Origin of the sequence: Pseudomonas sp. PAMC 25886, assembly GCF_000242655.1 — a bacterium.
In the GTDB taxonomy this organism is placed as follows: domain Bacteria; phylum Pseudomonadota; class Gammaproteobacteria; order Pseudomonadales; family Pseudomonadaceae; genus Aquipseudomonas.
Genome location: NZ_AHHC01000083.1, coordinates 40,414 through 53,192, shown reverse-complemented (window position 1 = coordinate 53,192; position 12,779 = coordinate 40,414). Strand labels below are relative to the sequence as shown.

Below are 12,779 nucleotides of genomic sequence, written 5' to 3'. Positions count from 1 at the left end.
GTGGAACTCATTCTTCAAAACACGTCGCAGCTCTAGTGTGGGAGCGAGCAAGCCCGCTCCCACATTTGGATCTGCATCAGGCTGTTAGTTGGTACGCGCCCCCTGAGTGATCCATGTGCCAATCAAGTCCCGTTCCTGCTGGGTCATCTGGGTGATATTGCCCAGCGGCATGATCTGGCTGGCCACGGCCTGCGCCTGGATGCGCGGGGCCATTTGCTGGATCTGTTGGGGTGTATCAAACATCACCCCGGCGGGCGCGGTGCTGAACAGCGGGCTGGTGGGCTTGGCCGAATGGCACACCGCACAGCGCTCCTGAATCACCCCGTGGACCTTGTCAAAATCAATCGACGCCTGGGCCGGTGCCGCTTCGGCGGGAGCCGGTGCAGGTGCTGCTGGCGCAGCCGGTTTAAGCCCGCCACCCAACGCCGTTTCCGGCAGTGGCTGGTACTCGATCGCCGCGGGAGCCTTGGCCACTTCCGGTGCAGTCGCCACCGGTTTTGGGCCGGTCACGTAGGCCAGGCAAATCATTGCCAGCGCGCCCACAGGCAGGGTCCAGGCATATTTCTGGCTGTTATGACGGGTGTTGAAGTAGTGCCGTACCAACACGGCCGCCACTGCGATACCCGCCAGGATCAGCCAGTTGTATTGGCTGCCGTAGGTGCTCGGGAAGTGGTTGCTGATCATGATGAACAGCACCGGCAAGGTGAAGTAGTTGTTGTGGCGCGAACGCAGCAGGCCCTTGGCCGGCAGTGCCGGGTCGGGCGTGCGGTTTTCCGCGATGGCCGCCACCAGTGCACGCTGGGCGGGCATGATGATGCGGAACACGTTACCCACCATGATGGTGCCGATCACGGCGCCCACATGCAGGTACGCACCACGGCCACTGAACACTTTGCTGAAGCCGTAAGCGGCGGCAATCAACAGCACGAACAGGATCAGGCCGAGCAGGGCAGGGCGCTTGCCCAGTGCCGAGTCGCAGAGAAAGGAGTAGATGAACCAGCCGGCCAGCAGCGAGCCGAGGCCCAGCAACACACCTTCCGGACCGCTGAGGCTGCTGCCCGGGGTCAGCAGGTACAAGGTCGGGTTGGCGTAGAACACCACGCACAGGAGCGCGATGCCGGACATCCAGGTGAAGTAGGCTTCCCATTTGAACCAGTGCAGGTTGTCCGGCATGGTCGGCGGGGCCAGTTTGTATTTTTCCAGGTGGTAGATACCGCCACCGTGGATCGCCCACAAGTCACCGGCGAGGCCGTCCTTGGGGTTGACGCGATTGAGGTTGTTTTCCAGCCAGACGAAGTAGAACGAAGCGCCGATCCAGGCGACGCCAGTGATCATGTGAACCCAGCGCACGCTCAGGTTCAGCCATTCCATCAAATGTGCTTCCACAGTCTTTACCTCTCGCCTGTCACTCTGTCGTCGAGTGATCAGACCTTCTCTTATTGGTGGGGGGCGAGGATCAACCGCTCATCCTCTTTGAAAAAATGCTCATCGCAGTTATTGCCTGTGCCACTGCGATCAACCACCAGGAAGTCATCCCGCTTTTCGATCGTCAGCACCGGGTGGTGCCAGACGCCGCGATGGTAATTAATGCCCTGCCTGCCGTTGGTAACGAAGGCGCGGACCAAGCCCGATACAGGTTCATCGCCAACGGGCGCGACCACGATCAGAAAGGGGTTGCCGAGCAGCGGAATGAAAGCCTGGCTGCCCAGCGGGTGTCGTTCCAGCATGCACACGGTCAGCGGCATGTCCTGCGCGTCGGCGCGGAAGATGCTGATGATCGCGTTGTCTTCTGGCGTGGCGGTTTGCACCGTCGCCAGTTTATGAAAGCGCATGGTCGACCCGTTGTTGATCATGAAGTGATCGCTGCCATCGGTTTCGATAACGTCTCCGAAAGGGGCGAAGGCTTCTTTGGTCAGGGGTTCGATCATCAGTGTGCGCATGGCTGTCTTCTTAATCTTTTGAATGATGTGATTTCTGTGTAGGAGTCCGGCTTGCCGGCGATGGTGTCCGTGAGACCGCTATCGCCGGCAAGCCGGGCTCCTACAGATGTCGGTTCACCGCTTATTTGGCGACCTTACCGAGAACCCGCAGGCGGCTCACACCACCATCCGGGAACACGTTCAGACGAATGTGGGTGATCGGGCCCAGCGCCTTGATCTGCTCGGCAAACGTGTGTTCAGCGTGCATTTCCAGTTTCTGCGCCGGCAGCAGTTCGCGCCAGAACAGCGATTGGGTTTCGATCTGGCTGTCGGTGCCGCCCTTCACGAAGGCGCCCTGGATCGAGCAGGTGTCCGGGTAGTTGCCCTTGAAGTGCAGGGTGTCGACCACGATCTTCTCAATCTCGCCCGGGTGGCCCAGTGCGACGATCACCCAGTCATTGCCCGGCGTACGACGACGTGCAGTTTCCCAGCCATCGCCCATGTTGATGCCACGGCCCGGGTTGAGGATGTTGCTCATGCGCCCGAAGTGTTCATCGGAGCAGGCCAGTGCACGGCCACCGTTCAGGGCCGCAGCCAGGTCAACCTGTTCGTTGTCGCCCACGGCCGACCAGTCGCGGAACGGAATGCCGTACACGCGCAGGCGGGCCACGCCACCGTCCGGGTAGATGTTGAAACGCAGGTGGCTGAAGGCCTGGTCGTTGTTGATCTCGTGGAAGTGATGGCTGTTGCCTTGCAGCTCCACGGCCGACAGCACTTCAACCCACTGGGTGTTGTCATCCGGCTCGCCGGACGCCAGGAAGCAGGCTTCCAGGGACGCCGATGGCGGGAAGTTGCCGGTGAAGAATGAAGTGTCGATGTCCACGCCTTTGATCGAGCCCGGTACGCCCAGGCGGATTACCGCGCTGTCGTAGCCTTCGAAGCGCTTGCGGCGCGACTCCCAGCCGTCCATCCACTTGCCGTTGTCATCGAAAACGCCCTCCTTCCACACGGCCGGGGTCGGCTGGAACAGGCGGTTGGCGTCGGCGAACCAGTCATCGGTCACAGAGATGATCTTGGTGCCCAGGCGGGCGTCGGCCAGGTTGACGAACTTCTCGAAAGGTACGGCGTAAGCTTTCATTCTTCTTGTCTGCCTTAAATAGAGTGGCTTGGGATGCTCGCGAGGCCCTGGGCGTTCATGAATCGCTCGGGCCAGGTCTGCTTAAAGAGTCAGTAATCGGAACAACGCGATCTTGTTGATCTCGGCCAGTGCGCATTTGAACTCGGCTTCCACCGAGTTGTGAATGCGCGTTTCAAACGCGGCCAGGATCTGATGCCGGTTGCTGCCTTTTACCGCCATGATGAAGGGAAACTTGAACTTCGCCTTGTAGGCATCGTTCAGCTCGGTGAAGCGCGAAAACTCGTCGCTCGAGCATTGGTGAATACCCGCGCCAGACTGTTCTTCAGTGCTGGCTGCGGTAAGCTGGCCCTGGACGGCAGCTTTGCCCGCCAGGTCCGGGTGAGCGTTGATCAGGGCCAGTTGACTGGTGTGATCGGCGCTCAACAGGATGTCGCTCATGCGCTGGTGCAGGGTTTCGATCTCGTCGATTGAAGAATCCTGGCCCAGGTCGAAGGCCTTTTCGGCCACCCATGGCGAATGTTCGTAGATGTCGGAGAAAGCTGTGACGAATGCGTCGCGGCTCAGGGTCGACGGTTTCAAGGTCTGGAACGCAGTCATTTGGCGGCTCCCTGGAAAGGGTGTACGTCACGCCAGTGACGGGCGATGTCGACGCGGCGGGTGAACCACACCTGGTCATGACCCTTGGCGTATTCGATAAAGCGCTTGAGGGCGGCCAGGCGCGCCGGGCGGCCGATCAGGCGGCAGTGCAAGCCGATAGAGAGCATTTTCGGTGCGTCCGCGCCTTCGGCGTACAGTACGTCGAACGCGTCCTTCAGGTATTCGAAAAAGTCGTCGCCCTTGTTGAAACCCTGGACCTGGGTGAAGCGCATGTCGTTGGTGTCCAGGGTATAGGGGATCACCAGGTGCGGCTTGCCGGTCGGGTTGTTGGGTTCCCAGTAGGGCAGGTCGTCGTCGTAGGTGTCGCAGTCGTAGAGGAAGCCACCTTCCTCCATCACCAGCCGCCGGGTGTTGGGGCCGGTGCGCCCGGTGTACCAGCCCAGCGGGCGTTCGCCGGTGAGTTCGGTGAGGATACGGATCGCTTCGAGCATGTGCTCGCGTTCCTGGGCCTCGTCCATGTATTGGTAGTCGATCCAGCGGTAGCCGTGGCTGCAGATCTCGTGGCCGGCGGCGACCATCGCGCGGATCACGTCCGGATGGCGCTGGGCGGCCATGGCTACGGCGAAGATGGTCAGCGGGATGTCGAATTCCTTGAACAGCTTGAGGATGCGCCACACGCCGGCACGGCTGCCGTATTCGTACAGCGACTCCATGCTCATGTTGCGCTCGCCTTGCAGCGGCTGCGCCGACACCATTTCCGAGAGGAAGGCTTCGGACTCTTTGTCGCCATGCAGGATGTTGCGCTCGCCGCCTTCTTCGTAGTTGAGTACGAACGACAGGGCGATACGGGCCTTGCCGGGCCAGTGTGGGTGAGGAGGGTTACTGCCGTAACCGATCAGGTCGCGTGGGTAGTCAGCGCTCACTGCAGTCTTCCTTCTTGTTCGTGGTAGCGGTGTGTGTGGCGGCCGGGCAGCGGAAAGACTGGGTGGCGTCACGACGATGACTGATTGTATACAACTTGGTGCGCACTTTGTAAGCCTGTATTTCTGCATTTTTTCCGCAGGGTCTTCGCAGAGTAGCATTGCAAGAAACCTGCCTGACTGGTCAGCTAATGGATAAAAGGTCGTTTAAAAGCAAGGACTGCTCATCAATCGGCTCATGCACCCGCGATGACGGGGTGGTGCATAAGTTTGTGATTTTTATTGTGTACAATTTTTTTGAAAAGTGTCTTAATCAGTCATCGCCGGCTTTTTCAGCGCCCTGAAAAGGTGCGGTCTTTCACTTTACTGACTTCGGGAGGCGCGCAGACGCTATGGGACGTTTGACCACACACGTATTGGACGCCGCGCACGGCTGCCCTGGCAGCGCGATCAAGGTGGAGTTGTACCGTGTCGAGGGCACACAGCTTGAACTGGTGGCCAGCACCTTGACCAACAACGACGGCCGTTGCGATGCACCTCTGCTGCAAGGCGATGACTACCGCAGCGGTGTCTATCAGTTGCAATTCAGCGCCGGTGATTACTACCGCGCTCGCGGTGTGCAACTGCCCGAGCCTGCGTTTCTCGACGTGGTGGTGCTGCGCTTCGGTATCAGTGCCGAGCAGGATCATTACCATGTGCCGTTGCTGATTTCGCCTTACAGCTACTCCACCTATCGCGGTAGCTGAGTCGTCACCACGCTTCACACCCCCAAAGCTCTTCGTTGGTTTTTCGCCCGCTCACACTGCGGGCTTTTTTTTGCCCGGCGTTCGGCCTAACTATGTAAGGCCCCGTAGAGCAACGCGCTGCTTACCCTCGGTTTTTCATCTGGAACCGATGGCGACATGACTACCGACCCCGATTCTCCCCAACCTGACCCCGATGACTCCCTGGACGAGCTGGCGCGCCTTCGTCTCCATCTAACCCGGCGCGTTGAATCAAGCCCCAGGCCCAGCCGGTTCATCAACCAATTGCAGGGTGCCCAGGCGCGCTGCCACGAGGCCGAGAGACTGTTGCGCCGGTTGCTGGAGCAGGCGCCGAGTCTCCATCGCCTGGTGCGCAAGGCGCTGCGTGAAGCGTTCGACCTCGACCCCGACCGCCTGTTGTTCAGCGAGCCGGTGACGCCGGGCGGGCCGCTGGCAGTGGATAGCCTCACCGACCGGGCTCTGGGTCTGCTGGATAACCCGCAGTTCCCGATCAACATCAATCGTTACACCACACTGAGTATGCAAGGTGACGCCGTGGCTAGATTGCCGTTCAGCGCCAGTGAAGCGTTGCACAAGGTCAATGCCCTGGAGTTGCCCGGGCAAGTCCAGGCGGCGGTGTCCGGTTATTGGCAAGGGTTGGCATTTGGCAGCGCGCTATCCCGGGAAGAGCGCTGGGTGCAAGTGCACCTCGAGGCCTTCGCTGAAAGCGCGTACCTCGCCCACACGCTGTACGACTTGTCGGATCATGGGTTTGCCATGGCGCTGGGCATTCTCGATGCGCCCACCCCACAGGTCCGTACCCAGGCTGGCGGTGCGTGGGAGCGCTTGCAGGTCAGTCCGGTGCTGTGGCCGTCGGATGCAGGAAGCGGGGTGCCCTTGGCCGGCGCGCTGCATATCTACCGCTCGGGAGACGCCCTGGACAAACGCCAGGTGGTTTACCTGCCAGGGCTTGGCCAGGGCTTTCATGAGTTTGCCAGCCTGGCACAGATGCAGGTCAAGTTGCCCGCCCTGATCAACGGCGTACACCGGGACGTGTTCTGGCAACAGTTGCCCCTGCGGCGCCGGCACGGGGTGGCGAAGGATTTCGGCGTATACCGTGGGCCGACGCTGGCGGGGGATGCACTCAGGCATAGCGCGTTGGCGCAGGTGTACCTCCAGCGGGACAACGAACGGGACTGCCTGCTGGCGCGACATGCGTCCAGGGTGAGTGCGGACAGGGCAAGCGTCGCGTGGAGCGCCTCCCAGCGCTTGCGTCGGGTGGAACAGGCCCGGCGCCGGTCACCTGCCGACGAAGGGTTGCGTGAGGCCGTTGAGCAACTGCTGGAGTGGGACCGCCAGCGCCGGGCGCCGGAAGTCAGCTGTGCAGCACTGGCGCCGGGCCTGGCCAGGGGAACCGCCGAGGCGTTGGTGCGACGTCACGAGCAAGGGCTGTTGGCGCTGCTGAACCCGGCGGACCTGAGCCAGGACTACCGGCCTTACAGCGACGTTGAGACCTTGCACACGCAATGGCTTGAACACGTAGAGAAGCTGCACGGGATGCTGGACGGCCACGAACATCGCCTGGGCGACAGGGCGTTCTGGCTGGAAAAAGTGCCCGGTTCGACCGCCAGTCGCGGCGTACAACGGCTGAATATTCAGCGTTCAGCGTTGATTAAAGACGCGCACCTTTATTATCGCCTGGGGTTGCTGGATGAGGTCGAGCGTACGTTGCTGACCGAGGTGTACACCGTGCCAAGGGCCAGCGACCGGGCGGCCAGCACCACCCGCGTTCTGCAACTGTCCGTCGGGCGCGGGCGGCAGACGCTCTTCCGATTGGTCGGGGTGCTGGTCGTCACCACGCGGGAAGCCGTCAGCCACCCTGATCGCTTGCAGCCTGTGGTGCTCCAGGTGCCGGGAAAGTACGGCGGCTTTCAGGCGTTCGGCTCGCTGGATGAGTTATCCGCCAGCCTCGATGCCAGCCTCAAGAGCCCGGACGGTTCGGTGCTCTGGCACTGCATCCCGCAGGATCAACGCCAGGAAGCCCGCGAGGTGATCCACGCGATGGCTGCTGGCGAGCCGACACTCGTCTACTACGAGGTGATGGAAGGCAACGTGCTCTCCGATCCGTTCAAGGAGCAGATCGAGCACTCCGCGCGGACCGACCGTTGGGTAGGCCAGGGCGGGCGGCCGTTCAGCGAGGTGACTGACGTGGCGCTGACACGCACGTTGCTCGCCCGCGAGCTGGCTGACAGCCTGCATCTGCCCCTCGGCACCGCGCGTACCCGGGCGTTGGCCACTATCAGCGTGTTGCGCCTGGCGGTGGCCCAGGCCAAAACATTGCCGGCCTGGCTGACAAGTGCTTCGCGCCCGTTGCGCAAGCGCTATCAGCGGTTGCACACGCATTACCTGGCCAGCGCCAGTGCCCTTGAGCAGGAACTGGGGCAAGTGCTGCCGAGCCTTGAGGCATTCGCCCGCAAGACCTTGGTCGAGGCGTTAAAGGGCGAGGGGGTAACCGCGCCGCTGGATATCGACACGCCGTTCCTGGACATGCCCGACGATGTCAGCACTCATTGGGAATCTCATCCCCAGCGTCCGGCTGGGGATTCCGGGGTCCGGACGGTGGTCAGCCAGGAGCGTCATACCTACAGCCTGTTGCAATTGGCCTTGCACAACCTAGACGCCGATGCGCCCTGGACGCGCGAGCGACTGCGCCACAGCCGCTACCTCGAACCTCTGTGGGCGCAGCATCTGCCAGCCGAGGGCCTGACCCGTCTGATCGCCGGCCTGGACCTGGCGGGCCAGTATGAGCGATTGATTGCCCATGCGTTCTATCCGGATGCCAGCGGGGCGCCGGCCAGGTTGTCCACCGCGCTGCTGGAGCGGCCGTGGTTGCAGCGTGCGCGGCGGGATCATTTCAGCGCCCGGCAGCAAGGGCTGAGCGAGGGCGCGTTGAGTGGGTTCGCCACAGCCCTGGCCGCCAGGACGCCCGGGGATTTGAAGAAAAATGGTCATCACCTGCAAGTGTGTTGCGTGCATCTGGCGGCACTCACCCTTGAACAGCCACGGCATATCGCCGGGGTGTTGGTGATCGATGACCGGGCGCTGGGCAAGACGCTGCTCTACTGGCCGGCGGTGAAGGGCTATCCGCCGTTGACCGAGCACGACAGTGTGGCGGCGGCCCGGCAAGCATTAATCACCGCGGCGCTGAGCCCTGGAAACCTTGAAGTGCTGGCTCAATCCATTGCTCCCGGCTGGGAGGCGCAAGCCCTGGAAAGCTACCCGGTGGCGGTTCGGCCAACCCGTGGCACGCCTGATCGCACCTATCATGCCCTGTCGAGGTGGGGCGCCATCTGGCCTTTTTCCTTTGCCTCCCTGTGGGGTGTGGTGCAAGCCGTCCGGGGTTGGTTTGGGGTGCGGCGTGCCCAGCCGGCGGCGGCAGTGGCGGAGATTGAAAAAGAGATCCACGAACAGATCGAACAGGCCCCGCAGCAGTGGCTGGGCATTACCCCGACCACCGGCTGCGACCTGCTGCGCATGCTCACGCACGCCCGGGTATTGGCGATGCAGCGCGACGTACAGGCGGTCGCCAACTCCGCCAGGGACCTTGTCAGTTATCGGCAACTGCGCCTGGGCGAGCAATCGGCGGCGCGGGTGCGCGGGCTGTTGTCGTTCATCCCCGGGGTGAGTGTCGGGGTGAATCTCTACGAGGTGCTGCTGGCCGCCCGGCGTTTTCACCACAGCGGTGACGCCCGGGACGGGGTTGCTACCGGCTTTGCCACGTTGATCCTGATCGCTGACGTCGCGCTGACGGCATTTCCGCTGGCCAAGGGAACTCCCAAATCCGGTTTGCCGGTCAGGCGAGTGTCGATGTTGTCGGCCTTGAACGTGATCCGCCGTCCGCCACGCCGCCATGGCGTCAACTCCGGATTACCGCCGGTAGCCCGAGCCTTCAAGGGGCTTGAGGGCTACCGCAAGGACCTGACGCTGGAGGGCTCGGTGGCTTTGCACGGGCCGATCAACCAAGGCAGCCATGTGAAGGGCGGCCAACAGTTTGTCGTCGAGGACAGCCATGCCTATCCGGTTTATCGGCGCCGGAACGAGCCGGCGTTGCGCTTGAAGAACCCCAGGGACAACGGCCAGGACGAACTGGTGCTGTCCATTGAAAAGCCTGGCGAGTTGTTGCTGGGCGCCGATGCGCCACCCACGCCTCGGGCAGGTCCAAGCTCCGGCATACGGCGTCCATGGGAAGCACCAAGGGGCGGCACAGCGTGGGTGGCACCCTCGGCTTCGCATTTCGAACGGGTGGAGCGGCAACCCTTGTTGGCCTCCACCCATTGGCATCCCTGGGGCCGCCAGCTCAACGAGCAGGCGGTGGTGGAGATTTCGGCGTCACGCCGCTTGTATCGGGTTCAGGGTGTGCCAGGTGTTGACGCGGTAAAACTGGGTAACCATTACTACGAACTGTTGCCCAATGGTTCGACCGTACCGGACGGCGTCATTTTTTTAAGAGCCCCCGAGTTGCCCTACGCACCTGCCCGGGATGAGCTGGCCCGCTGGTTGATACCCGGCGTGGTAAGCGAGCAACCCATACCGGCCACCTGGGGCGCGGGTCAGGCGTGGGTCCCTCGTGAACCGTTGTTCAGCCATCCCTTGTCAATGTCGGTGGGCACGGCATTCCCCGGTCTGACCCCGGCCAGCCAGCGCTTTGTGACGGAACGCCTGATGGAGCTGGCGGATTCCGGTCGTTCGATGACCGCAACCCGGATCCTCAATATCCGCGCGACGCTGGACGACTGGCTGCCACCAGCGCCCGCATTGACCGGGCAAACGGACGATTTGTTACGCATGCTCAGGCCTGTTTCAAGAAGGCGCCAGGTCAGTATCAATATTGGGCAAGCAGAGCAAGCGCCCGGCCTGGAGCGCGTGGATTTCCAGTTGCCGACTGCCCTTGATCCGAGATTGCTGGCCCACACGGGCAGGGCACTGGGCAGCGCCCGGCCCTGGCGGCGCAATCCGCTGTGCGGTCAGTGCTGGAGCGGCAGGGGTTTGTGCTGCAGACGCTGCGCAAGGGCAGCCCGGCCAGCCTGGTCAACTTTGTCTGCACCCATCCGAAGTCGACCAACCTGTATTACGTGCTGACGCGCTGGACCGAAACTCCGAGCGTTGCCCTGGGGTCGGGAGGCCTGGTGCAACTGTCTGACGCCTGGTTGCGCAGCAACGCCCGGTCGACGGTCCTGGGGCGGGCGCAAGCGCACCAGTCGGTTCTCCAGGCGCTGAAAGAGGGGCGTCTGGTCAGAGTCGTCGCGGGCATACATCACAACGCCCGCTCCAACAGCGTCACGGCGTACTTCGTCAGAGTGACGGACCTTTAGCGGCTCAACAATGACGCCGCTCCGGCCCCGGAAAACAGCCCGGCGCTGATCCGGTTGAACCAGCTCTGGCCCTTGCCGCTGCGCAGGTAGCGCGCGGCACCATGGGCGCCGAGGCCGTAGGCCAGCTTGCACAGCAGGTCGAGCACGGTCCAAGTGGCGATCATGATCAGCAGCTGTGGGAGAAAGGCCTGCTGGGCGCTGAGAAATTGCGGCAGGAAGGCGGCGAAAAACAGAATGTCTTTCGGGTTGCTTGCGCCCAGCACAAAGGCCCGGCCAAACAGCGCGCGAAAACGCGGGGTGGCGGCCACTGGCGGCACGTCGGCGCCGTGGGACGGTTGCCGGGATTGCTGCCAGCTCTGCCAGGCGAGGTAAAACAGGTACACCGCACCGACGATCTTCAGGGCGCTGAACAGCTGTTCCGAGGCCAGCAACAACGCACCCAGGCCCAGCGCCGAGGCGCTCAACAGGCAGATCGAGGCAATCACCCCGCCGAGAAACGCCGGGTACGAACGGCGCAGGCCGTAGTTCAGGCTGTTGCTGATCATCAGCAAGGACAGGGGGCCGGGGATCAGGATCACCACCAGCGCAGCGCCGCTGAACAGCAGCCAGGTTTCCAGACTCATTGCATTCCTCCATTCGTACAAAAGCCCCACCCGACGGGGTGAGGCAGGGTCAAGCCAGTTGGCCTACAGGAACGCGAACTTGGCGATGAAGATCGCGCAAAGCACCCACAGGCTGATGGAAATTTCCTTGTGTTTACCGGTGCCTGCCTTCAGCGCCACGTAGGTGATAAAACCCAGGGCGATGCCGTCGGCGACCGAAAAGGTCAGGGGCATCATAATCGCGGTGACGATCGCCGGAATGCTGTCGGTGGCGTCGTCCCAGTTGATATGGGCCATGCCACTCATCATCAGCATCGCCACATAGATCAACGCACCGGCGGTGGCATAAGCGGGAATCATGCCAGCCAGCGGTGCGAAAAACATCGCGGCGATAAACAGCACGCCCACGGTGACAGCGGTCAACCCGGTACGGCCACCGGCGGCCACCCCGGCGGCGCTTTCCACGTAGCTGGTGACCGGCGGCACACCAACCATGGCGCCGAACACGCTGGAAGCACTGTCGGCTTTCAGGGCGCGGGAGAGGTTTTCGATCTTGCCGTCGGCATTCACCAGGCCTGCACGCTGGGCCACGCCCATCAAGGTGCCGGCGGTGTCGAACATGTGCACAAACAGGAAGGCGAACACCACGCTGATCATGCTGACGTTAAACACGCCCATCACGTCCATCGCCATCCAGGTCGGCGCCAGGCTTGGCGGGGTGGCCAGGATGCCGTGGTATTCCACCAGGCCCAGGCCCCAACCGGCGAGGGTCACGGCAATGATGCTGATCAGGATTGCGCCGAATACCCGGTGGTAGCTGAGGATCGCGATCAACAGAAAGCAGACGGCCGCCAGCAGCGGGGCAGGCTCATGCAGGGAACCGAGCTTGATCAGGGTGGCCGGGCTTTGCACGATGATGCCGGCGGTTTTCAGGCCGATCACTCCGAGGAATAGCCCCACACCCGCGCCCATGGCGTGGCGCAGGCTCACCGGAATGCTGTTGAGCAGCCACTCGCGGATACGTGAGAGCGTCAGGATCATGAACAACACACCGGAGATAAACACCGCACCCAGTGCGGTCTCCCAGTTGTAGCCCATGGTGCCGACCACGGTGTAGGTAAAAAACGCGTTCAGGCCCATGCCTGGCGCCAGTCCTACGGGCCAGTTGGCGTACAGGCCCATCAGCAGGCAGCCCAGCGCCGCAGCGATGCAGGTGGCGACAAATGCCGCGCCATGATCGATGCCGGCGTCAGCCATGATGTTGGGGTTGACGAAGATGATGTAGGCCATGGTGATAAAGGTCGTGAGGCCGGCGATCAGCTCGGTCTTCACTGTGGTGCCATGCAAGCGGAGTTTGAACAGGCGTTCCAGCCAACCGTTGTGGGGTGGCGAAAGGTCGAGCGTAGGGGCTTCGGATTTGCGGCTTTCCACAGCAAGTACTCCTCAAGAGTTTTATTGTTATTTCCAGCGCCGGACACATGAGTGGGC

General features: G+C 62.4%; 9 protein-coding genes. 2 read left to right on the top strand and 7 right to left on the bottom strand.

Annotated features, from left to right (window positions below; translation table 11 throughout):
* Positions 1-84 precede the first annotated feature (84 nt).
* The 5 genes from MUM_RS0126775 to puuE form a co-directional block, all read right to left on the bottom strand.
* On the bottom strand, positions 85-1,386 hold the full coding sequence (locus MUM_RS0126775; protein WP_010176098.1) for a urate hydroxylase PuuD: 1,302 nt from the start codon (positions 1,384-1,386) through the stop codon (positions 85-87).
* A 50-nt stretch (positions 1,387-1,436) separates the two neighbouring features.
* Positions 1,437-1,940, bottom strand: coding sequence for an ureidoglycolate lyase (locus MUM_RS0126770; RefSeq protein WP_010176097.1), 504 nt, complete (start codon positions 1,938-1,940; stop codon positions 1,437-1,439).
* Between the two features lie 121 nt (positions 1,941-2,061).
* Positions 2,062-3,057, bottom strand: a complete 996-nt coding sequence (gene alc / locus MUM_RS0126765) for an allantoicase (protein WP_010176096.1) — start codon at positions 3,055-3,057, stop codon at positions 2,062-2,064.
* Between the two features lie 81 nt (positions 3,058-3,138).
* The gene (gene uraD / locus MUM_RS0126760; protein ID WP_010176095.1) at positions 3,139-3,654 is read right to left on the bottom strand and encodes a 2-oxo-4-hydroxy-4-carboxy-5-ureidoimidazoline decarboxylase; all 516 of its coding nucleotides are present in this window, start codon (positions 3,652-3,654) and stop codon (positions 3,139-3,141) included.
* On the bottom strand, positions 3,651-4,577 hold the full coding sequence (gene puuE / locus MUM_RS0126755) for an allantoinase PuuE (RefSeq protein ID WP_010176093.1): 927 nt from the start codon (positions 4,575-4,577) through the stop codon (positions 3,651-3,653). Before puuE ends, uraD begins: the two co-directional genes overlap by 4 nt.
* Positions 4,578-4,966: 389 nt before the next feature.
* On the opposite strand from puuE, the gene uraH reads away from it, so the two are divergent.
* Complete coding sequence (gene uraH / locus MUM_RS0126750) at positions 4,967-5,320, top strand: hydroxyisourate hydrolase (RefSeq protein WP_010176091.1); 354 nt, start codon at positions 4,967-4,969, stop codon at positions 5,318-5,320.
* 156 nt (positions 5,321-5,476) lie between these two features.
* On the top strand, positions 5,477-10,456 hold the full coding sequence (locus tag MUM_RS0126745; protein WP_141629555.1) for a dermonecrotic toxin domain-containing protein: 4,980 nt from the start codon (positions 5,477-5,479) through the stop codon (positions 10,454-10,456).
* 229 nt (positions 10,457-10,685) lie between these two features.
* Here MUM_RS0126745 and MUM_RS0126735 read toward each other — a convergent pair whose 3' ends face one another.
* Together MUM_RS0126735 and MUM_RS0126730 are read right to left on the bottom strand one after the other, a co-directional pair.
* Complete coding sequence (locus tag MUM_RS0126735; RefSeq protein ID WP_010176088.1) at positions 10,686-11,312, bottom strand: LysE family translocator; 627 nt, start codon at positions 11,310-11,312, stop codon at positions 10,686-10,688.
* A 63-nt stretch (positions 11,313-11,375) separates the two neighbouring features.
* The gene (locus MUM_RS0126730) at positions 11,376-12,722 is read right to left on the bottom strand and encodes an NCS2 family permease (protein ID WP_010176087.1); all 1,347 of its coding nucleotides are present in this window, start codon (positions 12,720-12,722) and stop codon (positions 11,376-11,378) included.
* Positions 12,723-12,779: the final 57 nt, after the last annotated feature.